The sequence below is a fragment of the Nocardia sp. FDAARGOS_372 genome, assembly GCF_002554515.1.
Classification (GTDB): domain Bacteria; phylum Actinomycetota; class Actinomycetes; order Mycobacteriales; family Mycobacteriaceae; genus Nocardia; species Nocardia farcinica.
Genome location: NZ_PDDW01000001.1, coordinates 2,589,307 through 2,615,077, shown reverse-complemented (window position 1 = coordinate 2,615,077; position 25,771 = coordinate 2,589,307). Strand labels below are relative to the sequence as shown.

Genomic DNA, 25,771 nt, shown 5'->3' with positions numbered 1-25,771 from the left:
TCGCGGATGAGCGTCGGCGAACGGCTCGGCGCGCTCGGCTACGTGGCGGGGTGGCGGTTGGTGCGCGCCCTGCCCGAGCGCACCGCGCGCCGCGCCTTCGACTGGGGCGGCGCGCGCGCCGCCCGCAACGGCGGCCCGATCCAGTTGCGGCGCAATCTCGCGCGTGTCCTCGGCGTGCCCCCCGACCAGGTGCCCGACGAGCTGATCCTGGCCGCCATGCGTTCCTACGCCCGCTACTGGCGCGAGGCGTTCCGCCTGCCGACCATGGATCACGCGGCGCTCGGCCGCTCGCCGCGGCTGCCCGTGCAGGGGATCCCGCACCTGGACGCCGCGCTGGAGCGGGGCCGCGGTGTGGTGTTCGTGCTGCCGCATTCGGGCAACTGGGACATGGCCGGGGTGTGGCTGGTGCAGAACTACGGCACCTTCGCCACCGTGGCCGAGCGGCTGAAACCGGAGTCGCTGTTCGAGCGGTTCGTCGCCTACCGGGAGAGCCTGGGGTTCGAGGTGTTCCCGCTCACCGGCGGTGAGCAGCCGCCCTTCGCCCAGCTGGCGCAGCGGCTGCGCGAGAACAAGATCGTGTGCCTGATGGGGGAGCGCGACCTGACCGGGCGCGGGGTGCCGGTGGAGTTCTTCGGTGAACGCACCTGGATGCCCGCGGGGGCGGCGAAGCTGGCGATCGAGACCGGCGCGGCGCTCATGCCGGTGCACGCCTGGTTCACCGTCGACGACGACGGCGTCGAAGGCTGGGGCCTGAAAACCGAAGCGCCGCTGGATGTCTCCGGCGGCGTCGCGGCGGCCACCCAGGCCCTCGCCGATCGGTTCGCGGCCAACATCGCCGAGCATCCGGCCGACTGGCACATGCTGCAGCCGCTGTGGGAGAGCGACCTGTCGCCGCAGCGGCTCGCCAGGATCGCCGAGGCGCAGGCGCGCCTGGCCGGACCGGTGGGGAGGGACGAGTCCGCGTGAAGATCGGCATGGTCTGCCCCTACTCGTTCGACGTCCCCGGCGGCGTGCAGGCCCATGTGGTCGAGCTCGCGCGGGTGTTCCTCGAGCGCGGCCACAAGGTGAGCGTGCTCGCCCCCGCCTCGGAGGGCACCCCGCTGCCGGACTTCGTGGTCTCGGCCGGGCGCGCCGTCGCCATCCCGTACAACGGCTCGGTGGCCCGGCTGTCGTTCGGGCCGATGGCCTACACCCGGATCCGGCGCTGGATCGACGGCAACGACTTCGACGTGCTGCACATCCACGAGCCGAACGCACCGAGCCTGTCGATGCTCGCGCTCAAGATCGCCGAAGGTCCCATCGTGGCGACCTTCCACACCTCCACCACCCGGTCGCTGGTGCTGAGCACCTTCCAGGGCGTGCTGCGGCCGTACCACGAGAAGATCAGCGGCCGCATCGCCGTGTCCGAGCTGGCGCGGCGCTGGCAGGTGGAGGCGCTGGGCTCGGACGCGGTGGAGATCCCCAACGGCGTGGACGTGCCCGCCTTCGCCCGGGCACCGATGCTGCCCGGCTATCCGCGGCCCGGCGGCACCGTGCTGTTCCTCGGCCGCTACGACGAGCCCCGCAAGGGCATGCAGGTGTTGCTGGCGGCGCTGCCCGAGCTGGTCGCCCGGCACCCGGACGTGGAGATCCTGGTGGTCGGCCGCGGTGACGAGCAGCGACTGCGCCGGGAGGCGGGCAGGCACGCCCGGCATCTGCGGTTCCTCGGCCAGGTCTCCGACGCGGAGAAGGCCTCGGCCATGCGCAGCGCCGACGTGTACGTCGCGCCGAATCTCGGCGGGGAGAGCTTCGGCATCATCCTCATCGAGGCGATGGCCGCGGGCACGGCGGTGGTCGCCAGCGAACTCGACGCGTTCCGCCGGGTGTTGCGCGACGGCACCGCGGGCATGCTGGTGCCGGTGGGCGACGATGTCGCGCTGGCCGGTGCGCTCGACACCCTGCTCACCGACACCGAACGGCGGGAAGCCTTGGTGCGCAGGGCGAACCAGGTGGTGGGCGAATACGACTGGCCGGTGGTGGCCGAGCAGATCCTGCGCGTCTACGAAACCGTGACGGTCGGCGACACCCGGGTACGGGCGGCCGGATGATCACCTTCTCCGCGACCACGGTTCTCGTCCTTGCGCTGATCGCGGCCGTCGTGCTGGCCGTCGGCGTGTGGGCCTACTCCACGGCCAATCGGCTCGACCGGCTGCACGTGCGCTCGGACCTGTCCTGGCAGGCGCTGGAAGCCGCGCTGGCACGGCGGGCGGTGGTGGCGCGCTCGGTGGCCATGGCGATCGCGGGACCGGTCTCCGATCCCGCCCTCGCCGATCAGGCCCGCCGACTGGCGGCCCTGGCGGACCGCGCCGAGCGTGCCGGCCGGGCCGAGCGGGAGACCGTGGAGAACCAGCTCGCCGCGGCCCTGTCGACCGTGGACATCGGATTGCTCCGCCCGCAGCTGGTCGCCGAACTCGCCGACGCGGAGGCGCGGGTGCTGATCGCGCGGCGCTTCCACAACGACGCCGTGCGCGACACGCTCGCGCTGCGCACCCGCCGCCCGGTGCGGTGGCTGCACCTGGGCGGCACCGCCCCGTTGCCCACCTACTTCGAGATCGCCGAGCGCGCCACCCCCGCCGCGTCGACCGGGCTGGCCGTCGACACCATCCGCACCTCGTCGCGGGTGGTGCTGCTCGACGAACGCGACCGCGTGCTGCTCATGCGCGGCAACGACCCCAAGACCCCGGACGTCTCGTTCTGGTTCACCATCGGCGGCGGCGTGGAGCCGGGGGAGAGCCTGCGCGAGGCCGCGGTGCGGGAGCTGTGGGAGGAGACCGGCTACACCGCCGACCCGGCCGCGCTGCGCGGGCCGATCTGGCGGCGGGTGGCGGTGTTCCCCTTCGACGGCGAGCTGATCCGCGCCGAGGAACTGTTCTTCACCCTGCGGGTGCCCGCGTACGAACCGAAACCGGGCAACCTCACCGCGGTCGAGCGCCGCAGCATCACCGGACACAAGTGGTGCACGTCCGCCGACATCCTCGCCCTGGACGCCGCGGGGGAGACGGTCTACCCCTACCACCTCGACGAGCTGCTGCCCGAGGCGGCCGAAGTCGCTTCCGGCACTACGGATCCCGAGGTTCGCTCGATCCGCTGACCACGCCCCTCGTCAGTGTGATCCGGCTCACGATCATGCTGGGTTCGGACTGGAATGCGGCACGGACGGGTAGCCCTCCCGAACGTGCCCGCGCAATCCGCGCGGGGTGCCCGCGAGGAGGCCGGGTGCTCGCGCCCGGCGAGTGTGGAGGTGGCCGTTACCCATGTCGTACCTGCTCTACGACTTCCTGTTGCCCATCGTCGGCCCGTCGATCGCCGAGTACTGGGCGCACCTGCTCGTCGTCGCACCGCTGTGAGCCGGGGGCCGGGCGACAGCGACGCCCGGCTTTCGGCAGTGGCCTGCGACACCAGGCCAGTGGTGCTCGACTGGCTATCAAGTGGCATTCCGGCCGCGCCTAGAATTGTGTCGTTTCCCGACCGAGCGACCCGATTGGCGCACATGACTCAGGAGTTTGCCGTGACCACGCCCGAGACCACCCAGACCGTCGGCACCGCCCGCGTGAAGCGCGGCATGGCCGAGATGCTCAAGGGTGGGGTGATCATGGATGTCGTCACCCCGGAGCAGGCCAAGATCGCCGAGGACGCAGGCGCGGTCGCGGTGATGGCGCTCGAGCGCGTGCCCGCCGACATCCGCGCGCAGGGCGGCGTGTCGCGGATGAGCGATCCGGACATGATCGACGGCATCATCAACGCCGTCTCGATTCCGGTCATGGCCAAGGCCCGCATCGGTCACTTCGTGGAGGCGCAGATCCTGCAGAGCCTCGGCGTCGACTACATCGACGAGTCCGAGGTGCTCACCCCCGCCGACTACACCAACCACATCGACAAGTGGCAGTTCACCGTGCCGTTCGTGTGCGGCGCCACCAACCTGGGCGAGGCGCTGCGCCGCATCACCGAGGGTGCGGCGATGATCCGCTCCAAGGGCGAGGCGGGCACCGGTGACGTCTCCAACGCCACCACCCACATGCGCAAGATCCGCCAGGAGATCCGCAAGCTGGCCGCGCTGCCCGAGGACGAGCTGTACGTGGCCGCCAAGGAGCTCCAGGCGCCCTACGAACTGGTCCGCGAGGTCGCCGAGACCGGCAAACTGCCGGTCGTGCTGTTCACCGCCGGCGGTATCGCCACCCCCGCCGACGCGGCGATGATGATGCAGCTCGGCGCCGAGGGCGTGTTCGTCGGCTCCGGCATCTTCAAGTCCGGCAACCCGGCCCAGCGCGCCGAGGCCATCGTCAAGGCCACCACCTTCTACGACGACCCGGACGTGCTCGCCAAGGTGTCGCGTGGCCTGGGCGAGGCGATGGTCGGCATCAACGTGGAGGAGATCCCGCAGCCGCACCGGCTCGCCGAGCGCGGCTGGTGATCGGGACCGGGATGAACGGGCCCGGGCATCGCACGGGCTAATCTCAGCGCATGGCGACCATCGAAGAGGCACTGGAGATCGAACGCCTCGAGCGGGACATCTTCCGTGGCGCGTCCACGAAGACACAGCTGGAGCGAACGTTCGGCGGCCAGGTGGCGGGTCAGGCACTGGTGTCCGCGGTGCGCACGGTGGAACCCCGGTTCCAGGTGCACTCGCTGCACGGCTATTTCCTGCGCCCGGGCAATCCGCAGCAGCCCACCGTGTACCTGGTGGAGCGCATCCGCGACGGGCGTTCGTTCTGCACCCGCCGGGTCACCGGTGTGCAGGACGGCGCCGCCATCTTCACCATGTCGGCCTCGTTCCACATCGGTGACACCGGCCCCGCCCACCAGGACGAGATGCCCGAGGTCGCCGCCCCCGACGACCTGCCCGACGCGCAGACCTCCATGAGTCCCGAGCGGTTGTGGGCGATGCGCGAGTGGGAGCACTGGGACATCAGGATGGTCCCGCAGGAGTCGGTGGTGCGCAGGCCGGGGGTGGTCGCCCAGCAGCAGGTGTGGTTCCGCTACCGGCAGCCGCTGCCCGACGATCCGCTGTTCCACGTCTGCACGCTGGCCTACATGAGCGACATGACGCTGCTCGGCTCGTCGAAGGTGATCCACCCCGACGAGCCGACCCAGAACGCCTCGCTCGACCACGCCATGTGGTTCCTGCGTCCGTTCCGCGCGGACGACTGGCTGCTCTACGACCAGGCCTCGCCCTCCGCGGGCTTCGGCCGCGGCCTGACCTCCGGCAAGATCTACAACCGGGCCGGTGAACTGGTCGCCGCGGTGATGCAGGAGGGCCTGATCCGCACGTTGCGCTCGTGACCGGGCGTGAGCCGGGCCACAGCGCGGCCGCTCGTAAGCTGGGCCGGGTGAACCAGACCTCGGTGTCCGCCCCCGCCGCCGAGCCGCAGGCGGCCCCGTCCCGGCCCACCATCGGCGTGCTCGCCCTGCAGGGCGATGTCCGCGAACACCTCGCCGCGCTGCGCGCGTGCGGTGCCGAACCCGTGCTGGTGCGCCGGGTCGGCGAACTCGAGGCCGTGGACGGGCTGGTGCTGCCGGGCGGGGAGTCCACCGCGATCAGCAAACTGCTGCAGGTCTTCGACCTGCTCGATCCGCTGCGCGCGCGGCTGCGGGACGGTATGCCCGCCTTCGGCTCGTGTGCCGGGATGATCCTGTTGGCCTCGGAGGTGCTCGACACCCGGCCCGACGCCCAGCACCTGTCGGGCATCGATATGACGGTGCGCCGCAACGCGTTCGGACGTCAGGTCGACTCCTTCGAGACCGACCTGGATTTCGCGGGCCTCGACGACGGCCCGGTGCGCGCGGTCTTCATCCGAGCGCCGTGGGTCGAGCGCGCGGGCGACGGTGTGCAGGTGCTGGCCACCGTGCCCGACGGCCCGTCGCGGGGCCGGATCGTGGCCGTGCGCCAGGGCAACGTGCTGGCCACGTCGTTCCATCCGGAGGTCACCGGTGACCTGCGGGTACACCGGATGTTCGTCGACATCGTGCGGGCCGCCGGAGACCGAGCGGGTAACGTACACACTCCAGACGTGCAACCGACCTGAAGGAAGTAGGGGAATGAGCGGCCACTCCAAATGGGCCACCACCAAGCACAAGAAGGCCGCGATCGACGCGAAGCGGGGGAAGCTCTTCGCGAAGTTGATCAAGAACATCGAGGTGGCGGCACGTACGGGTGGCGGTGATCCCGAAGGCAACCCCACGCTGTACGACGCCATCCAGAAGGCGAAGAAGTCCTCGGTCCCCAACGACAACATCGAGCGCGCGCGCAAGCGCGGCGCCGGTGAGGAGGCGGGCGGCGCCGACTGGCAGACGATCATGTACGAGGGCTACGGCCCCAACGGCGTCGCGGTCCTCATCGAGTGCCTCACCGACAACCGCAACCGGGCGGCGGGCGAGGTGCGGGTGGCCATGACCCGCAACGGCGGCAACATGGCCGACCCGGGCTCGGTCGCCTACCTGTTCCACCGCAAGGGCATCGTCACCCTGGAGAAGAACGGCCTGTCCGAGGACGACGTGCTGATGGCCGTGCTCGACGCCGGCGCCGAGGAGGTCAACGACCTCGGCGAGTCCTTCGAGATCATCAGCGAGCCGGGCGATCTGGTCGCGGTGCGGTCGGCACTGCAGTCGGCGGGCATCGACTACGAGTCGGCCGAGTCGGGCTTCCAGCCCTCGGTCAGCGTCGCGGTGGACGCCGAGGGCGCGCGCAAGGTGTTCAAGCTGATCGATGCCCTCGAGGACAGCGACGACGTGCAGAACGTCTACACCAACGTCGACGTCTCCGACGAGGTCCTCGCCCAGCTCGACGACTGAGCGGGAGGCCGTCCCGCTCAGGCACAGGTAGACACCGACTGAGCGGGTCAGCGGCCGGAGTCGGCAGCGGAGCGTGACCACGGAGGCCGTCCCGCTCAGGCGCAGTAGACACCGACTGGGCTGGTGGACGGGCGCGGCGGTGGCCGCGCCCGCCGCCGTCACCGCGCCAGCTGGTCGCGGTAGTGGTCGCGCAGCGCCGGGTAGTAGTCGGCGAAGTCGGGCAGCGGCCTGCCCTCGTGCGCGGCGGTGAGCATGTCCAGGTAGTACTCCCACCCCGGCCCGGATTCCGGCGCCTGGTCGATCTCGCGCCGGGTGCGCAGGTGCTGGGTGAACCGCAGCTCGGTGCCGCCGTCGGTCTCGGTGAGCACCGCCTCGAGATACCAGGCGCCCGCCTCGTCGACGGCCGAGAGCGCCAGGTGGTGCGGCGGCTCGCAGGCGTCGATGGTCATCTCCATCCAGGGCCGGTCCTGTTCGTGCACCATCTGGACCTTGATGGTGCGGCCCGGCCGGGCCTGCCCCTCCCACGGGCCGAACCAGCGCGCGGTGCGGTCGGATTCGGTGATACTCGCCCAGACGTCCGCGGCGGGCGCCCGGAAGCGGCGGGTCAGTACGAGGTCGCGGCCTTCGTCGGCGGGCAGGATGCGCCCGGTCGGTGTGCTGCTCACGCGGTGCCTTCTCTCGGTGTCGGCCGGGACCGCGCGGTGCGGCGGTGCTCCCGGCGGGTGCGGTAGACCTCGGTCTCCAGCGCGTCGAACCGCTGTTCCCAGCCCGACGCGGTGAAGCGGGCCAGCCAGCCCGACAACTCGGTGAGCGGGCCGGTGTCGAGGACGTAGTAGCGGTGGCGCCCCTCGGTCTCGTCGCGTACCAGGCCGCTCTCCCGCAGCACCCGCAGGTGCCTGCTGATCGCGGGCCTGCTGATCGGGAACGCCGCCGCGATCTCACCGGCGGTCAGCCGCGCCCCGTGCAGCATCTGCAGGATCTCGCGCCGTACCGGATCGGCGATCGCGCCGGCCACCTCGTCCACGCCAAAAGCGTAACCACTTGGTTACGCGTTGTCGAGACCCGCGCGTGCGGGATGCGGCAGAATCCGGGCATGGTCTCGATCGAACTCGTCCGCGGGGACATCACCGAACAGCGGGTGGACGCGATGGTCAACGCCGCCAACTCGTCGCTGTCGGGCGGCGGCGGGGTGGACGGCGCGATCCACCGTCGCGGCGGCCCGTCCATCCTCGCCGAGTGCCGGGAGCTGCGCGCCACCCGCTATCCGGACGGGCTGCCGACCGGGCAGGCCGTCGCGACCACCGCGGGTGAGCTGCCCGCGCGCTGGGTGATCCACACGGTCGGACCGGTGTGGTCGGCCCGGCAGGACCGCTCGGACCTGCTGGCCTCCTGCTATCGCGAATCCCTGCGCGTGGCGGACGAACTCGGCGCGACCACGGTGGCCTTCCCGGCGATCTCCACCGGCATCTACGGCTGGCCGATGGACGACGGCGCCCGCATCGCCGTCGAGACGGTGCGGGCGACCGCCACCGCGGTCGAGACGGTCCGGTTCGTGCTCTTCGACCGCGCCGCCTACGAGGCCTTCGCCGCCCGCTAGCCCGCGCGGTGCCCGCCCGCGGGGTCGGCCGGCGCGGGCCGGGCCGGGCCGGTCATGCCGAGGATCTCGAGATAGTGCGGGTTGGACATCAGTCCCAGGACGTTGCCGAAGGGGTCGACCACCGAGGCGGTGACGAAGCCCGAGTCGCCGCGCGGGGTGATCGGGTCGTAGCTGGTCGCGCCGAGTTCGAGCAACCGGTCCACCGTCGCCCGCAGATCGTCCACATGCCAGTGCACGATCGCGCCACCGGGCGCGTTGCGCGCGCCTGCCGGGGCGTAGGCGCGGTTCACGAGGCCGAACTCGTGCTGGTAGTCGCCGATGCGGAACTCGTAGTAGCCGCCGGGGACGTGGTAGTAGGGCTCGATGCCGAAGAACTCGGCGTACCAGTCCTTGGCCGCTTCCAGATCGTCGGCGTAGAAGATGCTCGTCGCCATTCCGCGCAGCATGATGGTCTCCTTCTCGGTCGGAAATGTCGTTGTCACACCATCGTCCGAGGTGAAGTGCTCATCCACTGATCACTTTCTCCGGCAGAATCGAGGAGTGCGCGCGGACCGGTTGGTGGCGATCCTGCTGATGATGCAGAGCCGAGGGCGGGTGACGGCCGCCGAGGTGGCGGCGGAGCTGGAGACCTCGGTGGTGACGGCACGCCGGGATCTCGCGGCGCTGTCCGCCGCGGGCGTGCCGGTGTACCCGCAGCCGGGCCGAGGCGGTGGCTGGCAGCTGGTGGGTGGTGCCCGCACCGACCTGAGCGGGTTGACGGCCGGGGAGGCGCGGGCGCTGTTCCTGCTGGCCGGTCCGGCGGCGCGGGCGGCGCCGGAGGTCAAGTCCGCGCTGCGCAAGCTGGTTCGCGCCCTGCCGCAGACCTTCCGGGACGAGGCCCATGCCGCGGCCGAGGCCGTGGTGATCGACCCGGCGCGGTGGGGCGCGGCCGACCGGGAGCCGCCCCCGGTCGTATCGCTGCTGCAACGGGCGGTGGTGCAGCGCAACAGGGTTCGGCTGCGCTACACCGCCCGCACCGGCGACCGCTCCGAGCGGCTGGTCGATCCCCTGGGATTGGTGGCCAAGGACGGCATCTGGTATCTGATCGCGGGCACCGAGCGCGGGCGGCGGACCTTCCGGGTGGACCGGATCGCCGAGGCCACCTGCACCGACGAAATGGCCGACCGCCCCGACGATTTCGAGCTGCCGGCCGAGTGGACGCGGGTGGTGGAGGAGATGGAGCGGCGGCGCGCCGGCACGGCCGCGACGGTGCTCGTCTCGGAGCGGCTGCTGCCGGTCCTACAAGACCGGCAGGGGCGGCACTGCGTCGTCGACGGGCCGGTCGCCGACGGGCGGGTCCGCGTCCGGGTCACGGCTCCGACCGCCTGGATGCTCGCCGAGCAGCTGGCGGGATGGGGTGCGGCCATCGAAGTCCTCGGGCCGCCCGAGGTCCGGCGGGAGCTGGCGCGCCTGGGCGCCGAACTGGTGGACCGGTATGGGCCCGTCCCCGGAGCCGGCGCCGGAGAGTGACCGTGTCGCTGGTAGGGCGGGCCTGCCCCGTCCACTAGACTCTCGAACAGTTGTTCGTGTCCGGGAGAGGGGTTTTCGTGCGGGTGATGGGCGTCGACCCCGGGCTCACCAGGTGCGGACTCAGCATGGTCGAGGGCGGGCACGGGCGCACCGTCACCGCACTGGACGTCGACGTGGTGCGCACCCCGGCGGACATGGACCTGGCGCATCGGCTGATGCTGGTCGCCGACGCCGCCGAGTACTGGATGGACACCCACCGCCCGGGCGCGGTCGCCATCGAGCGCGTCTTCGCCCAGCACAACGTCCGCACGGCGATGGGCACCGCGCAGGCGGGCGGGGTGATCGCGCTGGCCGCGGCCCGTCGCGACATCCCGGTGGTGTTCCACACCCCCAGCGAGGTCAAGGCCGCCGTCACCGGCAACGGCAACGCGGACAAGGCGCAGGTGACCGCGATGGTCACCCGCATCCTCGGGTTGCAGACCGCGCCGAAACCCGCCGACGCGGCGGATGCGCTGGCCCTGGCGATCTGTCATTGTTGGCGGGCGCCGCTGCTGGCCAGGATGGCCGCGGCCGAGGCCAAGGCGGCCGAGGCCAAGCGGCGCTACACCGAACGACTGGCCGAACAACGGAAGGCGGTGCGCGGGTGATCGCGTCGGTACGCGGCGAGGTGCTCGAGATCGCGCTGGACCACGTGGTGGTGGAGGCGGCGGGCGTCGGCTACCGGCTCAACGCCACCCCGTCGACGCTGGCCACCCTCACCCGCGGCGCGGAAGCGCGGCTCTACACGGCGATGATCGTCCGCGAGGACTCGATGACCCTGTACGGCTTCGCCGACACCGAGGCGCGCGACCTGTTCGGCCTGTTGCAGACCGTCTCCGGTGTCGGGCCGCGCCTGGCGATGGCGGTGCTGGCCGTGCTCGAGCCCGAGGCGCTGCGCAAGGCCCTGGCCGAGAGCAACGTCGCGGCGCTCACCCGGGTGCCCGGCATCGGCAAACGCGGCGCCGAACGCATGGTGGTCGAGCTGCGGGACAAGGTGAACCTGGTGCCGGTGCAGGCGGGCCCGCCCGGCAGCACTCCCGCCGTCGCCGCCACCCCGGTGCGCGAGCAGGTGGTCGAAGCGCTCACCGGGCTCGGGTTCCCGCTCAAACAGGCCGAACAGGCGCTCGACACGGTGTTGGCCGAGCAGCCCGCCGCCGACACCTCCACCGCGCTGCGCGCCGCGCTGTCGCTGCTGGGCAAGAACCGGTAGGCCGCGATGGACGACCACGACGATTCCCCGGTCAGCCCGAGCTTCCTGAAGTCCGACGGCGAGATCGAGGCCAGCCTGCGCCCGAAATCCCTGGACGACTTCATCGGGCAGCCGCGCGTGCGCGAACAGCTGGCGCTGGTGCTGCGCGGGGCCAAACAGCGCGGCAGCACGCCCGATCACGTGCTGCTGTCCGGGCCGCCCGGCCTCGGCAAGACCAGCATGGCGATGATCATCGCCGCCGAACTCGGCACCGCCCTGCGCATCACCTCCGGCCCGGCCCTGGAGCGGGCGGGCGACCTCGCCGCCATGCTCAGCAACCTGGTCGAGGGCGATGTGCTGTTCATCGACGAGATCCACCGCATCGCCCGGCCCGCCGAGGAGATGCTGTACCTGGCGATGGAGGACTTCCGCGTCGACGTCGTGGTCGGCAAGGGTCCCGGTGCCACCTCGATCCCGCTCGACATCGCCCCGTTCACGCTGGTCGGGGCGACCACCCGCTCCGGCGCGCTCACCGGGCCGCTGCGTGATCGCTTCGGCTTCACCGGGCACATGGACTTCTACGAGCCCGGTGAACTGCTGCGCATCCTGGAACGCTCGGCCCAGATCCTCGGCGTGCGCATCGAGACCGACGCCGCCGCCGAGATCGCCGGCCGCTCCCGGGGCACGCCGCGCATCGCCAACCGGCTGCTGCGCCGGGTCCGCGACTACGCCGAGGTGCGCGCCGACGGCATCGTCACACTGCCGGTCGCCCGGGCCGCGCTCGAGGTCTACGACGTGGACACCCTCGGCCTGGACCGCCTCGACCGCGCGGTGCTCGACGCGCTGGTGCGCGGCTTCCACGGTGGCCCGGTCGGGGTGTCCACGCTGGCGGTGGCGGTGGGGGAGGAGGCCACCACCGTCGAGGAGGTGTGCGAGCCCTTCCTGGTGCGCGCCGGGCTGGTGGCTCGCACGCCTCGCGGCCGGGTGGCGACCGCGGCGGCCTGGGAACACCTCGGCCTGGTCCCACCGCCGGACCTGGTGTTCGGCTCGATCGAGGTGCGCGGGAGGACATCCCAGCCCACCCTCGACCTGTTCGACTGACCCCCGCCGCGACGGCACCGGCCCGCGCGCCCGGATAGAGTCGGGACATGACGGTGGTCCAATCCGTGCTCGACCGAATGCCCGAGCCGCTGCGCAGCAAAGCGATCGAGCACCGCGAACTGCTCAAGTTCGCCACGGTCGGCGCCATCACCTGGTTCATCGATACCGGCGTGGTCTACGCGGTGAAACTGACGGTGCTGGGCGAGAAGCCGCTGACCGCGCGACTGCTCGGCGTGCTGATCGCGACCATCGCCTCCTACATCCTCAACCGCGAGTGGTCCTTCCGCACCCGCGGCGGACGGCAGCGCCACCACGAGGCCGCATTGTTCTTCGCGGTCAGCGCGCTGGCCATCGGCGTCACCATGATTCCGCAGGCGATCTCGCTCTACGTGCTGGACCTGCGGGTGCCGCACGTCGGCCCGGTCACCCAGGCGGTCGCCAACTTCGTCACCGGCCAGATCCTCGGTGTGCTGCTGGCGATGGGGTTCCGGTTCTGGGCGCTGCGCCGGTTCGTCTTCCCCGACGACCTGCACCAGGCCGAACTGCACAGCATCCAGGGCTGAGCGCGTCAGCGCCCCGCGCGCTCGAGCGCGGTGACCACGAGGTCGACGAAGGCGTCCACCTCGTCGCGCTGATAGCCGCGGGTGCCCAGCCTGGCGTCGGTGAAACGCACCGAGCGCGCGTCGGCGACGGTGAGCGAGCCGGGGCCCTCCGGCGTGAGCGAGACGGCCACCAGGTCGAGGAAGGCGTCGACCTCCTCCTCGTGGTAGCCGCGACCGCTCACCGGCGCCTGGCTGAACCGGACCCGCTGCACGTCGTCGGGGGTCAGCGGGGCCGCGTGCGCCCCGACGCGGCTGCCCGCCGGGGCGGGTGCGGTGCCGCGCTGGCGCAGCTCGAGCTCGGCACGCGCCCGGTCGAGGAACTCGTCGACCTGGTCGGCCTGATAGCCCCGGCCGCCGAACCGGGGTGCGGCGAAGCCGACCTGCCGGATGTCGTCGGCCGTCAGTGCGCCGTGCCCGGCCAACGTGGCCGCTACCAGATCCAGGAAGGCGTCGACCTCGTCGGCGTGATACCCGCGATGCCCGGCCGACGGCATGGCGAAATGGATCCGGCGCACGTCCTCGGGGGTCATCGTCACCCGCGACATTGTGTCAGGCCGACCGGCGCGTTCCGCTGGAATGGCGGTGATTGCCGGTGCCACCGCTGCCGGAGTCCGGTCTTTCCAGAACACGTGCGCCCCCATGCGAACGAGTGTCGGGCTGTGCGGGGGTCACTGTAGCGGCATCGGCGCCGTGACGCCGCCTGCTCGGCCCGATCCACCGCCCCGCGGACCGCCCCGGATCGGTCGGACGTGCTCGCCCGGGGGTGTGCGGGTGTGGCGCCCCGGCCCGCAGCTGGCAGACTGTGTGGGTACTTGTCCTTCCCACCCACTAGACAGGGACTGACTTCGACGATGGATTTTCTGTTTCCGCTGCTGCTGGTAGCCCTGCTCGTGCCGATGTTCCTCGGTATCCGCCGCCAGAAGCGCGAGGCCGAGAAGGTGGCCGCCATGCAGAGCGGCCTGAAGGTCGGCGACCCGGTGGTCACGACCTCGGGGCTGTGGGGAACCGTCGTCGACCTCGATGACGACACCGTGGACCTGGAGATCGCCGAGGACGTGGTCACCACCTGGCTGCGCAAGGCGATCCTCGAGGTGCGCACCGTGGACGAGTCCGCGACCGAGGCCGCCGCCGAGCCCGGCGAGGCCCCGGCCGCCGCGGTGGAGGAATCCGCCGAGCAGCCCGAGACCCGGCTGACCAAGGACTGACCTCCCTACCGCCGCCGCGGCGGGCCGGACGCGTGCGCGCCCGGCGGCCGCGGTGTGCGTCCGTTCCACCCGCGACTTCCGCCTAGGAGAGACGAACTGTGCCACCTTCCCAGGGATCGGCGCATCCGCTGCGGCTGCTCGGTGTCTATGCCGCGCTGCTGGCCGTGATCTATGCGCTGGTGTTCTTCACCGGTGACCAATCCCCGACACCCAAGCTCGGCATCGACCTGCAGGGCGGCACCCGCGTCACGCTGACCGCGCGCACCCCGGACGGCAGCAGGCCGAGCCAGGACAGTCTGCGCAAGGCACAGGAGATCATCGAGAACCGCGTCAACGGTCTCGGCGTCGGTGGCTCCGAGGTGGCGATCGAGGGTGACAACATCGTCATCACGGTGCCGGGCGACGACGGCCAGCAGGCCCGCGCCCTGGCCACCACCGCCAAGCTCTACATCCGCCCGGTGCTCGCGGCCCAGCAGGCCGGCGCGGCCGCGCAGCCCGCCCCGGCGCCGGCCACCCCCGCGCCCGCCGAGCCCGCGCCCGCCACCGCACCGGCACCCGCGCCCGCGGCCCCGGAGGCCGAGGCGCCGGTGGACACCGCGCCCCAGCAGCGCGTCTTCCCCGCGCAGGCGCCGCCGACCACCGACGACGACAACCTCACCCCGCAGGAACGCGCGCAGCGCGAGATCACCGCGGCCAAGCAGACCCGGCAGAGCACCGACCCGGCCGTGCAGCAGGCCGCCATGGCGGCGCTGGACTGCTCGAAGCAGGACCCGCTCGCGGGCAACGACGACCCGAATCTGCCGCTGGTCACCTGCTCGCAGGACGGCACCGAGGTGTTCCTGCTCGACAAGAGCCGCATCGACGGCCAGGAGATCAAGGACGCGGTGGCGAACCTCGACCAGCAGCAGTCGCGCTGGGTGGTCGACCTGGAGTTCAAGTCCAGTGGCAGCGACGCCTGGGCCTCGCTGACCGGTGAGTACCTGTACAAGCGGGTGGCCTTCACCCTCGACTCCGAGGTGGTGAGCGCGCCGCAGGTGCAGGCGGGCCCGCAGCTGGGCGGCCGCACCCAGATCTCCGGGCAGTTCACCGCCGCCTCGGCCAAGGAACTGGCCAACACCCTCAAGTACGGGTCGCTGCCGCTGTCGTTCCAGACCTCCGAGGCGGAGACCGTCTCGGCGACGCTCGGCCTGTCCTCGATGCGGGCCGGTCTGATCGCGGGCGCGGTCGGCCTGGCCGTGGTGTTGCTGTACTGCCTGGTCTACTACCGGATGCTCGGCCTGCTGACCGGCCTGTCGCTGGTCGCCTCCGGCCTGGCCGTCTACGGACTGATGGTGCTGCTCGGCCGCTGGATCGGCTTCACCCTCGACCTGGCGGGCATCGCCGGTCTGATCATCGGCATCGGCATGACCGCCGACTCCTTCGTGGTGTTCTTCGAACGCATCAAGGACGAGATGCGCGAGGGCCGCAGCTTCCGGTCGGCGGTGCCGCGCGGCTGGCAGCGGGCGCGACGCACGATCCTGTCCGGCAACGGCGTGAGCTTCATCGCCGCCGCGGTGCTGTACGTGCTGGCGGTGGGACAGGTCAAGGGCTTCGCCTTCACCCTCGGACTGACCACCATCCTCGACGTGGTGGTGGTGTTCCTGGTGACCGCGCCGCTGGTGCTGCTGGCCTCGCGCTCGGCGTTCTGGTCGAAACCCTCGGTGAACGGTCTGGGTGCGATCCAGGAGGTCGCCCGTGAGCGCAGGGCCGCCGAGTCGGCCGCGGAAGGCGTGAGGACGCGATGACGAACGGCAACAGCACTCCGTCGCTGCGCAAGGACGGCGGCCGCGACGAGGACCGCGCGCAGAGCGCGGTCGACGACTTCGCCTACGGCTCGGGCGCGCCCCGGCACGGCTTCTTCAACCGCCTCTACACCGGCACCGGCGCGATCGACGTGATCGGCAAGCGGCGCATGTGGTACGCGATCACCGCGCTGATCGTGCTGATCTCGCTGGCCTCGATGTTGGTGCGCGGCTTCAACTTCGGCATCGACTTCGAAGGCGGCTCGCGCATCCAGTTCCCGGCGGGGGACGCCACCACCAGCGAGGTGGAGACCGTCTACCACAACACCCTCGGCACCGATCCGGTCTCGGTGCAGACCGTCGGCAGCGGCTCCACCGCCACCATGCTGATCCGCTCCGAGGCGCTCAGCACCGAGCAGGCCGATCAGCTGGCCAGTGCGCTGTTCACGGAATTCCAGCCGCTGGGCAACGACGGACAGCCGAGCCGGGCCGCCATCAGCACCTCCGACGTCAGCGAGACCTGGGGTGACCAGATCACCCGCAAGGCGCTGATCGCGCTGCTGGTGTTCCTGGTGATCGTGTCCGTCTACATCGCCGTCCGCTTCGAACGCGACATGGCGATCGCGGCGATGGCCGCGCTGGTGTTCGACGTGGGCGTGACCGCGGGCATCTACTCGCTGGTCGGGCTCGAGGTGACCCCGGCGACGGTGATCGGCATCCTCACCATTCTCGGCTTCTCGCTCTACGACTCGGTGGTCGTGTTCGACAAGGTCGAGGAGAACACGCGCGGCATCCTGCACCTGAACCGGCGCACCTACGCCGAGCAGGCGAATCTGGCGGTCAACCAGACCCTGATGCGCTCGATCAACACCGCCCTCATCGGTATCCTGCCGATCGTCGGCTTGATCGTGATCGCGGTGTGGATGCTCGGCGTGGGCACCCTCAAGGATCTCGCGCTGGTGCAGCTGGTCGGTCTGCTGGTCGGCACCTACTCGTCGATCTTCTTCGCCACCCCGCTGCTGGTCTCGCTCAAGGAGCGGTGGGGCCCGGTCGCCGCGCACACCAGGAAGGTGCTGGCGAAGCGCTCGAACGTGGCCTCGGCGCGCGCCGCGGCCGAGGCCGACCGGCGGGTGTCGGTCGCCACGGGCCGGCCTGCCGCGCCGGGCGGCCCGGCACGACCGCGGCCGAACGCCGCGCCGCGACCGGGCGCGCGGCCCTCGGGCAAGCGGCATCGCAGGAACTGACGGGCGGTACACACGACCAGCTAGGGGGTTTCGTTCGATGCGACAGCCACGCAGCGTCGCGGTGCGGCTGGCGGGGGCGTGCACCGCGCTCGCGCTGGCCGCGGGGCCGGCGACCGGGTGCTCCGGACAGAGCCAGGTGCCGTCGGTCGGCTACGGAGTCGACGCGGTGATCACCACCTACAACGGTGGCAGCACCCTCGGCGTGAGCAGCGGCTCGGCGGCGGTGTTCCAGCGGGTGCTGACCGGGTTCTTCTACACCGGACCGGAAGGGCAGCAGGTCGCCGACACCGATGCGGGTACCGCCAAGGAGGTGCCGGGCGAGTCGCAGACGATCCAGTACCGGCTGAACCCGGACGGGGTGTATTCCGACGGCGTGCCGACCTCCTGCGACGATCTGGTGCTCACCTGGGCCGCGCGCAGCGGCCGGTTCACCAAAGCCGGTCCGGGCGGTCAGGTGCCGATGTTCGACGCGGCGAGCACCGCGGGCTACGCCGACATCGAACGGGTCGACTGCGAGCCGGGTTCCAAGGACGCCACCGTGGTGTTCCGCCCCGGCGCACGCTACCTGCCGTGGCGCACCCTGTTCGCCGCCGGTGAGCTGATGCCCGCACACGTGGCGGCACGGGTGGCGGGCGTGCCGAACGTGGTGTCGGTGGTGCAGTCCGGCGATCCCGCCGCCATGCAGCGGCTGGCCGACTTCTGGAACACGGGCTGGAATCTCGGCACCGGTGATCTCGACCTGTCCCGGTTCCCGTCCTCGGGGCCCTACCGCATCGAATCCTTCAGTCCCCGTGACGGGTTGGTGCTGGTGGCCAACGAGCGCTGGTGGGGCAACGCGGCCGAGACCGGACGCGTGGTGGTCTACGACAAGACCGTGGACCTGAAGGCCAAGATCGCCGACAACGCCGTGAGCGTGCTCGACATCGGCGCGGGGTCGATTCCCGATCTGGACCTGGCCGGGTTCACCGCGAGTACGGTGCCCGGCCGCGGCGCCGAGCAACTCGTGCTGGCCACCGGCGGCGTGCTGGGCTCGGTGGAGGCCCGCCGGGCGTTCGCCCGGTGCGTGCCGCGTCAGGCGCTCTACAACGACCTGGGCAAGGCCACCGAGATCCCGAGCACAGGGCTGGGCACCGGGCCGCTGAATTCGCTGATCACCCAGCAGGATTCGTTGTTCTACGGCGCGACCACCGGTGCCGCCGAGCCGTACGAGGTGACCGATGTGGCCGGAGCGCGGGCGGGCTTCGCGGGGACGCCGAACCCCACCATCCGCATCGGCTACCTGAGCCCGGACGACCGGCGCGCGCAGACCGTGGCCAGGATCGCCGAGTCGTGCAAGGCGGCGGGTATCACCGTCGTCGACGCGGGTGCCCCCGACTTCCGGCCGAACCAGCTCAGCGAGGGTGCGGTGGACGCGATCCTGGCGAGCACGGGCGCCACGCCCGGCCCGGCGGGCTCGTTGACCGGCACGGTCGCGGCGGCGGCGCTGCGCACCGGCAACGGTCTCGATTTCGGCCGCTTCGGCAACGGCCGCTACGATGCGATCACCGATCAGCTTGCCGCCGACGACGATTCGGCCACGCAGCTGAACCTGCTGACCGAGGCCGAGAACCTGCTGTGGTCGGAGATGCCGAGCATCCCGCTGTTCGCCACCCCCCGCACCATCGCCTTCGGCAACGGTCTGCACAACGGGGTGGCCGGTCCCACACAGGGTGGCACCGGCTGGAACATGGATCGCTGGGTGTTGCGGCGCTGACATGTGTGGCGGGTCGGGAGCGGGTGAGTGATCATGGAGAGGTGTCGATGAGCAAGCACGCGGCGGTGGAGTCCGACGAGCACGTGGCCGAGCGGACCGCCGAGGCGGCGCGGCAGGTCGAACGCCTCACCCGCTGGCACGACGATTTCCCGACCCCCGGTGTCCGCTTCGCCGACCTCACCCCCGTCTTCGCCGACGCCGAGGGCTTCCGCTCGGTGATCGAATCGCTGGCCGCCTGCGCCCCCGACGCCGATCTGGTCGCCGGCGTGGATGCGCGGGGGTTCCTGCTCGGCGCCGGGGTGGCGGCCACGCTGGGCACCGGTGTGCTCGCCGTCCGGAAGGGCGGCAAACTGCCGCCGCCGGTGATCAGCCGCGAGTACAGCCTGGAGTACGGCTCGGCGGCGCTGGAGATCCCCGGCAACGGGGTGGAACTGCGCGGACGCCGGGTGTTGCTGCTCGACGACGTGCTCGCCACCGGCGGCACGCTGGCCGCCGCCGCGCACCTGTTCGTCGAGGCGGGCGCCCAGGTCGTGGCCGCCGCGGTGGTGCTGGAGCTGGAGTTCCTCGGCGGCCGCGCCCGCCAGGGCGACTACCCGCTGACCTCGATCCTCCGCCTGCCCTGACGACCGTGCGCGAATAATCGCTGGCGACTCCACCGGTCGCTGGTTACTCTGGATCCCGTCCTCGTCCCCGACGATCGGAGCCCATGGTGCTTTCCTGAGGTCTGCCTCTCGTGCGGCCCGCATTCGCGCGCCGCGTCACGACGCGACTTCGAGGACGCCCATGACCTCTCTGTCCTTTTCCGATCTCACCTTCGCCTGGCCCGACGGCACCCCCGTCTTCGACGGCCTGGACGGCGACCTCGGTCCCGGCCACGTCGGCCTGGTCGGCGCCAACGGCGCGGGAAAGTCCACCCTGCTGCGGCTGATCGCCGGTGAGCTGCGTCCGCTGCGCGGGTCGGTCACCGTGCGCGGCCGGCTCGGGTATCTGCGCCAGGACCTCGGTCTCGCCGACGCCCAGCGCATCGACCACCTCCTCGGCATCGCCGAGATCCGCGCGGCACTGCACCGCATCGAAGCGGGAGCCGCCGCCGAGGACGACTTCGACGTCGTCGGTGCCGCCTGGGACGTCGAGGAGCGGGCGGTGGCGCTGCTGGCCCGGCTCGGCCTGGCGCATCTCGCCGACTCCGTGGCCGCACTCGATCGCCGCCTCGACACCCTGTCCGGTGGCGAGACGGTGCTGCTCGGGCTGGCTGCCGAACTGCTCGCCGACCCCGAGGTGTTGCTGCTCGACGAGCCGACCAACAACCTGGATCGTGCTGCGCGCGAACGCCTCTACGACGTCGTCGAGCAGTTCTCCGGCACCGTGCTCGCGGTGAGCCACGACCGGGAGCTGCTCGAGCGCGCCGACGCCATCGCCGAGCTGCGCGACGGGGAGCTACGGCTGTTCGGCGGCAACTACACCGACTACGAACAGCAGGTCGCGGCCGAACAGCGGGCAGCCGCGGCGGCGCTGCGCGCCGCACGCAATGATGTGCGCAGGCAGTCGCGGGAACTGGTCGAGACGAGGACCAAGCTCGATCGGCGGCGGCGCTACGGCGACAAGTCCGCCGAGAACATGCCGAAAATCCTTGCGGGCGCGCGGAAACGCGCCGCGCAGGTGTCGGCGGGAAAGCTGCGCAACACCCAGATCGAGCGGCTCGATGCGGCCAACGAACAGCTGCGCCGAGCCGAGGAGTCGGTGCGCGACGACCACGAGATCCGGCTCGATCTGCCCGGCACCCGGCTGCATCCCGGCCAGGACGTCCTCGACCTCGTCGATGTCGCCCTGCCCTGGGGCGCGGCCGCCGAGCGTCGGGTGACGTTGCGCATCAGCGGCCCCGAGCGGATCGCGCTGACCGGGCGCAACGGTGCGGGCAAGACGACCCTGCTGCGGCGGATCGCCGCCGCGCCGCCGAAGGTGCCCTGGGGCCTGCTGCCGCAGCGGCTGGACGTCTTCGATCCGGACCGGACCGTGTTCGAGAACGTCGCCGCCACCGCGCCGCAGGCGCCGCCGGTCCGGATCCGTGCGCAACTGGCCCGGCTGCTGTTCCGTGGCGCCGACGCCGACGTCCCGGCCGCCGTGCTGTCGGGCGGGGAGCGGCTGCGCGCGGCCCTGGCCATGCTGCTGCTGGCCGAGCCCGCGCCGAAACTGCTGCTGCTCGACGAACCGACCAACAACCTCGATCTGCCGAGCCTGCGGCACCTGACGCAGGCGCTGGCCGGGTTCGAGGGCGCGCTGGTGGTGGTCAGCCACGATCCGCGGTTCCTGGACGAGATCGGAGTCACGCGCCGACTGGAGCTGACCGACGAGGGCCTGGTGCCGGCGAACCCGGCCGGATAATTCGCTTTACGAAAGCGGAATTGAGTACGCTCGGGGCTGTGCAGCTGTCCCGGTTCACCGATCTCGGCCTGCGCGCGATGATGCGCCTGGCCGTCGGCGGCGCGGCCGAGGAACGGGTCACCGTGCGGCTGGTCGCCCGGCAGGTGAACGCCTCGGAACACTACGTCGCCAAGGCGGTCACCAAACTGGCCGAGCTCGGCCTCGTGGACTCCCATCGCGGGCGCACCGGCGGGATCTTCCTGACCGACCGCGGGCGCGCCGCCACCGTCGGGCAGATCGTGCGCGGTCTCGAGGGTGCGGCCGAGGTGGTGGATTGCGCGGGCGAGCATCCCTGTCCGCTGGCGGCCGCCTGCCGTTTGCGGCGCATGCTGGCCGACGCGCAGGAGATGTTCTACCGCGAACTCGACAAGTACACCCTGCGGGATCTGGTCGACGAACGGACGGTGCGGATGCTGTATCTGCCGGAAATGCCCGCGACGAATACGGCTGTTTCCTGAGTGGTTCCGAGCGGCGCGCTTTCGCGCAATTGTTTCGCTGTACTTTTTCACACCGGTGCGTGTGAATTCTAATTGTCCGCCGCCTCGCGCGCCCGTTCCGTTGGCGATGCAGATCGCGCATAGTGGCTGGTCTATGGTGTTCTCGCCGACATATTCGGCACCGTCATGGGTAATTTACTTCACCGCCGCTCGCCTCGCTTTTTCCGAGCGGAATTGGTTACCGTCATTTCCGTGGCGTTCGTTGCCACGATGGAATCTCGACGAGGAGAACCCCATGACGATCGTTTCGCCGTCGACGCTCGGCGCCCCCGCGGAATTGGAAGCCCACCATGCCGAGGTGGTTCGCGCCACCCTCCCGGTCATCGCCGCGCACATCGACGACATCACCGCGCTGTTCTACCGGAAGCTGTTCACCGCGCACCCCGAGCTGCTCGCGAATCTGTTCAACCGTGGCAACCAGGCGCAGGGCGCACAGCAGCGGGCGCTGGCCGCCTCGATCGCCACCTTCGCCGCCCACCTGGTGGACCCGGCGCTGCCGCATCCGGCCGACCTGCTCGCCCGGATCGGCCACAAGCACGCCTCCCTCGGCGTCGTCGCCGAGCAGTACCCGATCGTGCACGAGCACTTGTTCGCCGCCATCGTGGCGGTGCTCGGCGCCGACACGGTGACACCCGAGGTCGCCGCCGCATGGGATCGGGTCTACTGGCTGATGGCCGACGCGCTGATCGGTTTCGAGGGCGAGCTCTACCGGGCCGCGGGCGTGGCACCCGGCGACGTGTTCCGCGAGACCGTCGTGGTCGACCGTGTCGAGGATCCCTCGGGCGTCGTCACCTTCGTCGTCGAGTCCGCCGACCCGGCCGCCCCGCTGCCGGATTTCCTTCCCGGTCAGTATGTCTCGGTCGGCGCGCGGCTACCCGACGGTGCCCGCCAGCTGCGCCAGTACAGCCTGGTCACCGCACCCGGCGGCGGCCGCCTCGCCTTCGCCGTCCGCCGTGTCGAGCCGACCCCGGAACAGCCCGCCGGCGAGGTCTCCACCTGGCTGCACACCCAGGTCCGTCCCGGCGACACCCTCGAGATCACCCTCCCGTTCGGCGACCTGGTCGTCGACACCGACGCCGCCACCCCGCTGGTGCTGATCTCGGCGGGCATCGGCATCACCCCCATGATCGGCATCCTCGAACACCTCGCCGCCGCGACCCCGAACCGCCGCGTCCTCGCGGTCCACGCCGACCGCACCCCCGACACCCACCCGCTGCGCGCCGTCCAGGCCGACCTGATCGCCGCCCTCCCCGCGGCCACCCTCGAACTCTGGTACGAACACCCGACCCCGGGCGCGCACGCGGGCATGCCGACCCTCACCGACCTCACTCTGCCCCCCGACGCCGACATCTACCTCTGCGGCGGACCCGCCTTCCTCCAGTCCGCTCGGGCCCAACTCGCCGCCATCGGAATCCCCACCGCCCGTATCCATTTCGAGCTGTTCACCCCGAACGACTGGCTCCTGGACTGATCCCGGAAAGCGCCGCGCGCCCGGCCGCTGCCGCGCGCGCCGTCGGGGCGGGTGATGTCCGGGCCGGACACGCCGTGATGGTGGCGGCCGGCGCGGTCAGGCGGCGGAGGTGACGCGGTAGACGTCGTAGACGCCTTCCACGTTGCGGACCACGTTGAGCAGGTGGCCCAGGTGCTTCGGGTCGCCCATCTCGAAGGTGAACTTGCTGATGGCCACGCGGTCGCCGTGGGTGGCGACCGAGGCGGACAGGATGTTGACCTTCTCGTCGGCGAGCACCTTGGTGACGTCGGAGAGCAGGCGGGTGCGGTCGAGCGCCTCGATCTGGATGGCGACCAGGAACACCGAGGAGGGCGAGGGCGCCCATTCGACGTCGATGATGCGCTCGGACTGCTCACGCAGCGAGGCCGCGTTGGTGCAGTCGGTGCGGTGCACGCTCACCGCGCCGCCGCGGGTGACGAAGCCCATGATCTCGTCACCCGGCACCGGCGTGCAGCATTTCGCCAGCTTGGCGACCGTGCCCGGGGCACCAGGAATGAGGACGCCCGCGTCGCCGGTGACGCGCTGCCTGCTCGGGGTGGTCGAGGGCGTGGAGCGCTCGGCGAGCTCGTTCTCCACGTCACCGATGCCGCCGAGCTGGGCCATGAGCCGCTGCACCACGTGGTGGGCGGAGACCTGGTGCTCGCCGACGGCGGTGTAGAGGCTGGAGATGTCGGTGTAGTGCAGCTCGTGCGCGACGGCGGTCATCGCGTCCACGCTCATCAGCCGCTGCAACGGCAGCCCGACCCGGCGCACCTCCTTGGAGATCTGCTCCTTGCCGCTCTCCAGCGCTTCCTCACGGCGCTCCTTGGCGAACCACTGGCGGATCTTGGCCTTGGCGCGCGGGGACACCACGAAGTTCTGCCAGTCCCGGCTCGGCCCGGCGTTCTGCGCCTTGGAGGTGAAAACCTCGACCACTTCACCGTTTTCGAGCTGCCGCTCCAGGGCGACCAGCCGTCCGTTGACGCGCGCGCCGATGCAGCGGTGTCCCACCTCGGTGTGCACCGCGTAGGCGAAGTCGACCGGGGTCGACTTCTGCGGCAGCGTGATGACGTCGCCCTTGGGCGTGAAGACGAAGATCTCCGGCGACTTCAGGTCGAAGCGCAGCGACTCCAGGAACTCGGCCGGGTCGGCGGCCTCGCGCTGCCAGTCGAGCAGCTGGCGCATCCACGCCATGTCGTCGACCTCGGCCAGATCGCCGGAGTGCTTGCCCTTGGTCTCCTTGTACCGCCAGTGCGCGGCGATGCCGAACTCCGCGGTGCGGTGCATGTCGTGGGTGCGGATCTGCACCTCGAGTGGCTTGCCGTCCGGGCCGACCACGGTGGTGTGCAGCGACTGGTAGACGCCGTAGCGGGGCTGGGCGATGTAGTCCTTGAACCGGCCCGCCATCGGCTGCCACAGCGAGTGCACCACGCCGACCGCGGCGTAGCAGTCGCGCACCTCGTCGCAGAGGATGCGGATGCCGACCAGGTCGTGGATGTCGTCGAAGTCCTTCCCCTTGACGATCATCTTCTGGTAGATCGACCAGTAGTGCTTGGGCCTGCCCTCGACCACCGCGTTGATCCGCGAGGCCGCCAGCGTGTTGACGATCTCGGCGCGGACCTTGGCCAGGTAGGTGTCGCGGGACGGCGCCCGGTCGGCGACCAGCCGCACGATCTCGTCGTACTTCTTCGGGTGCAGGATCGCGAAGGCCAGGTCCTCGAGTTCCCACTTGACCGTGGCCATACCGAGGCGGTGGGCGAGCGGGGCGATGACCTCGAGGGTCTCCTTGGCCTTCTTCGCCTGCTTCTCCGGCGGCAGGAACCGCATGGTGCGCATGTTGTGCAGCCGGTCGGCGACCTTGATGACCAGCACCCGCGGGTCGCGCGCCATCGCGATGATCATCTTGCGGATGGTCTCCGCCTCGGCCGCGGCGCCCAGGTTGACCTTGTCCAGCTTGGTGACGCCGTCGACCAGGTGGGCGACCTCGTCACCGAATTCGGCGCGCAGCTGGTCGAGGGTGTAGCCGGTGTCCTCCACGGTGTCGTGCAGCAGGGCCGCGACCAGCGTGGTGGTGTCCATGCCCAGCTCGGCCAGGATGTTGGCGACCGCGAGCGGGTGGGTGATGTAGGGGTCGCCGGACTTGCGGAACTGGTGGGCGTGCCGCTCGTCGGCGACGTCGAAGGCCTTCTGCAGCTGCGCCAGGTTCGCCTTCGGATACAGCTCACGGTGCACGGTCGCCAGTGGCTCGAGCACCGGCTTGACCGCGGCGATGCCGCGCTGGCCGGTCATCCGGCGGGCGAGCCGGGCCCGTACCCGGCGCGAGGCCGAGGTCGGCACGGCCGCGGACGCGCCGGGCTGGCGCTGGGGGACGTTGTTCGGGGTGGGCCGCGGCGGGGTCGCGGGCGCGGCGGGCTGCGTCTTCGGGGCAGCAGCCGCCGATTGCTCGACATTCGCCTCGCCTAGATGCTGAGTCATGCCACCGCCTCTCCGTACCGCGATCGCACCACATTACCGCT

Annotated in this window: 26 protein-coding genes; 21 read left to right on the top strand and 5 right to left on the bottom strand. The window is 71.2% G+C overall.

All coding sequences use genetic code 11. The annotated features are described in order from the left end of the window. The first annotated feature begins 6 nt into the window (after positions 1-6). The 7 genes from CRM89_RS12550 (at position 7) to CRM89_RS12520 (ending at position 6,828) form a co-directional block, all read left to right on the top strand. Complete coding sequence (locus CRM89_RS12550) at positions 7-966, top strand: phosphatidylinositol mannoside acyltransferase (RefSeq protein ID WP_086840782.1); 960 nt, start codon at positions 7-9, stop codon at positions 964-966. Next, positions 963-2,087 (top strand): glycosyltransferase family 4 protein, encoded by a 1,125-nt coding sequence (locus CRM89_RS12545; RefSeq protein ID WP_011210241.1) that lies wholly within the window; start codon positions 963-965, stop codon positions 2,085-2,087. The genes CRM89_RS12550 and CRM89_RS12545 overlap by 4 nt, the downstream gene beginning before the upstream one ends. Continuing rightward, positions 2,087-3,130: an NUDIX domain-containing protein gene (locus CRM89_RS12540; RefSeq protein WP_060593236.1), complete on the top strand. Its 1,044-nt coding sequence runs from the start codon at positions 2,087-2,089 to the stop codon at positions 3,128-3,130. Before CRM89_RS12545 ends, CRM89_RS12540 begins: the two co-directional genes overlap by 1 nt. Positions 3,131-3,529: 399 nt before the next feature. Continuing rightward, entirely contained in the window at positions 3,530-4,450 is a 921-nt protein-coding gene (gene pdxS, locus CRM89_RS12535) for a pyridoxal 5'-phosphate synthase lyase subunit PdxS (protein WP_011210238.1), read from the top strand. 50 nt (positions 4,451-4,500) lie between these two features. Further along, positions 4,501-5,319 carry an acyl-CoA thioesterase II gene (locus CRM89_RS12530; protein WP_011210237.1) on the top strand — a complete coding sequence of 273 codons (819 nt, stop codon included), beginning with the start codon at positions 4,501-4,503 and terminating at the stop codon, positions 5,317-5,319. 47 nt (positions 5,320-5,366) lie between these two features. Continuing rightward, complete coding sequence (gene pdxT / locus CRM89_RS12525) at positions 5,367-6,062, top strand: pyridoxal 5'-phosphate synthase glutaminase subunit PdxT (RefSeq protein ID WP_081433216.1); 696 nt, start codon at positions 5,367-5,369, stop codon at positions 6,060-6,062. Between the two features lie 13 nt (positions 6,063-6,075). Further along, a complete protein-coding gene (locus CRM89_RS12520; protein WP_060590058.1) occupies positions 6,076-6,828 on the top strand; it encodes a YebC/PmpR family DNA-binding transcriptional regulator in 753 nt (250 codons plus the stop codon). Between the two features lie 158 nt (positions 6,829-6,986). On the opposite strand, the gene CRM89_RS12515 is transcribed toward CRM89_RS12520, so the two are convergent. Beyond that, the gene (locus CRM89_RS12515) at positions 6,987-7,493 is read right to left on the bottom strand and encodes an SRPBCC family protein (protein ID WP_098084068.1); all 507 of its coding nucleotides are present in this window, start codon (positions 7,491-7,493) and stop codon (positions 6,987-6,989) included. Continuing rightward, a complete protein-coding gene (locus tag CRM89_RS12510; protein WP_060590061.1) occupies positions 7,490-7,852 on the bottom strand; it encodes a metalloregulator ArsR/SmtB family transcription factor in 363 nt (120 codons plus the stop codon). Before CRM89_RS12510 ends, CRM89_RS12515 begins: the two co-directional genes overlap by 4 nt. Positions 7,853-7,921: 69 nt before the next feature. Here CRM89_RS12510 and CRM89_RS12505 point away from each other — a divergent pair, with 69 nt between their 5' ends. Beyond that, positions 7,922-8,425, top strand: coding sequence for an O-acetyl-ADP-ribose deacetylase (locus CRM89_RS12505; RefSeq protein ID WP_098086972.1), 504 nt, complete (start codon positions 7,922-7,924; stop codon positions 8,423-8,425). On the opposite strand, the gene CRM89_RS12500 is transcribed toward CRM89_RS12505, so the two are convergent. Further along, positions 8,422-8,871: a VOC family protein gene (locus CRM89_RS12500; RefSeq protein WP_098086971.1), complete on the bottom strand. Its 450-nt coding sequence runs from the start codon at positions 8,869-8,871 to the stop codon at positions 8,422-8,424. The genes CRM89_RS12505 and CRM89_RS12500 overlap by 4 nt on opposite strands. A 94-nt stretch (positions 8,872-8,965) precedes the next feature. Between CRM89_RS12500 and CRM89_RS12495 the strand changes: the two genes are divergently transcribed. From CRM89_RS12495 to CRM89_RS12475, 5 genes are all read left to right on the top strand, one after another. Beyond that, the gene (locus tag CRM89_RS12495) at positions 8,966-9,934 is read left to right on the top strand and encodes a YafY family protein (RefSeq protein WP_098084067.1); all 969 of its coding nucleotides are present in this window, start codon (positions 8,966-8,968) and stop codon (positions 9,932-9,934) included. A 77-nt stretch (positions 9,935-10,011) separates the two neighbouring features. Beyond that, positions 10,012-10,581 (top strand): crossover junction endodeoxyribonuclease RuvC, encoded by a 570-nt coding sequence (ruvC, locus tag CRM89_RS12490; protein WP_011210230.1) that lies wholly within the window; start codon positions 10,012-10,014, stop codon positions 10,579-10,581. Continuing rightward, the gene (gene ruvA, locus CRM89_RS12485) at positions 10,578-11,183 is read left to right on the top strand and encodes a Holliday junction branch migration protein RuvA (RefSeq protein WP_011210229.1); all 606 of its coding nucleotides are present in this window, start codon (positions 10,578-10,580) and stop codon (positions 11,181-11,183) included. Before ruvC ends, ruvA begins: the two co-directional genes overlap by 4 nt. A gap of 6 nt (positions 11,184-11,189) precedes the next feature. Continuing rightward, on the top strand, positions 11,190-12,263 hold the full coding sequence (gene ruvB, locus CRM89_RS12480; RefSeq protein WP_011210228.1) for a Holliday junction branch migration DNA helicase RuvB: 1,074 nt from the start codon (positions 11,190-11,192) through the stop codon (positions 12,261-12,263). Positions 12,264-12,310: 47 nt separating this feature from the next. Continuing rightward, the gene (locus CRM89_RS12475; protein WP_011210227.1) at positions 12,311-12,826 is read left to right on the top strand and encodes a GtrA family protein; all 516 of its coding nucleotides are present in this window, start codon (positions 12,311-12,313) and stop codon (positions 12,824-12,826) included. A gap of 5 nt (positions 12,827-12,831) precedes the next feature. Here the strand turns inward: CRM89_RS12475 and CRM89_RS32120 are convergent, their stop codons facing one another. Further along, on the bottom strand, positions 12,832-13,395 hold the full coding sequence (locus tag CRM89_RS32120; RefSeq protein WP_011210226.1) for a DivIVA domain-containing protein: 564 nt from the start codon (positions 13,393-13,395) through the stop codon (positions 12,832-12,834). Positions 13,396-13,716: 321 nt separating this feature from the next. Between CRM89_RS32120 and yajC the strand changes: the two genes are divergently transcribed. From yajC to CRM89_RS12430, 8 genes are all read left to right on the top strand, one after another. Next, the gene (yajC, locus tag CRM89_RS12465; protein WP_011210225.1) at positions 13,717-14,070 is read left to right on the top strand and encodes a preprotein translocase subunit YajC; all 354 of its coding nucleotides are present in this window, start codon (positions 13,717-13,719) and stop codon (positions 14,068-14,070) included. Positions 14,071-14,168: 98 nt separating this feature from the next. Continuing rightward, complete coding sequence (gene secD / locus CRM89_RS12460) at positions 14,169-15,854, top strand: protein translocase subunit SecD (protein WP_170986780.1); 1,686 nt, start codon at positions 14,169-14,171, stop codon at positions 15,852-15,854. After that, positions 15,851-17,095 carry a protein translocase subunit SecF gene (secF, locus tag CRM89_RS12455; RefSeq protein WP_011210223.1) on the top strand — a complete coding sequence of 415 codons (1,245 nt, stop codon included), beginning with the start codon at positions 15,851-15,853 and terminating at the stop codon, positions 17,093-17,095. The genes secD and secF overlap by 4 nt, the downstream gene beginning before the upstream one ends. Before the next feature lie 37 nt (positions 17,096-17,132). Next, complete coding sequence (locus tag CRM89_RS12450) at positions 17,133-18,848, top strand: ABC transporter substrate-binding protein (RefSeq protein WP_098084066.1); 1,716 nt, start codon at positions 17,133-17,135, stop codon at positions 18,846-18,848. A 47-nt stretch (positions 18,849-18,895) separates the two neighbouring features. Further along, the gene (locus tag CRM89_RS12445) at positions 18,896-19,471 is read left to right on the top strand and encodes an adenine phosphoribosyltransferase (RefSeq protein WP_011210221.1); all 576 of its coding nucleotides are present in this window, start codon (positions 18,896-18,898) and stop codon (positions 19,469-19,471) included. Positions 19,472-19,631: 160 nt separating this feature from the next. Next, entirely contained in the window at positions 19,632-21,230 is a 1,599-nt protein-coding gene (locus CRM89_RS12440) for an ABC-F family ATP-binding cassette domain-containing protein (protein WP_098084065.1), read from the top strand. A 38-nt stretch (positions 21,231-21,268) separates the two neighbouring features. After that, positions 21,269-21,727 (top strand): Rrf2 family transcriptional regulator, encoded by a 459-nt coding sequence (locus tag CRM89_RS12435; RefSeq protein ID WP_098084064.1) that lies wholly within the window; start codon positions 21,269-21,271, stop codon positions 21,725-21,727. A 274-nt stretch (positions 21,728-22,001) separates the two neighbouring features. After that, positions 22,002-23,237, top strand: coding sequence for a globin domain-containing protein (locus CRM89_RS12430; protein WP_098084063.1), 1,236 nt, complete (start codon positions 22,002-22,004; stop codon positions 23,235-23,237). A 96-nt stretch (positions 23,238-23,333) separates the two neighbouring features. Here the strand turns inward: CRM89_RS12430 and CRM89_RS12425 are convergent, their stop codons facing one another. Then, the gene (locus CRM89_RS12425; RefSeq protein ID WP_011210217.1) at positions 23,334-25,730 is read right to left on the bottom strand and encodes a bifunctional (p)ppGpp synthetase/guanosine-3',5'-bis(diphosphate) 3'-pyrophosphohydrolase; all 2,397 of its coding nucleotides are present in this window, start codon (positions 25,728-25,730) and stop codon (positions 23,334-23,336) included. Positions 25,731-25,771 lie beyond the last annotated feature (41 nt).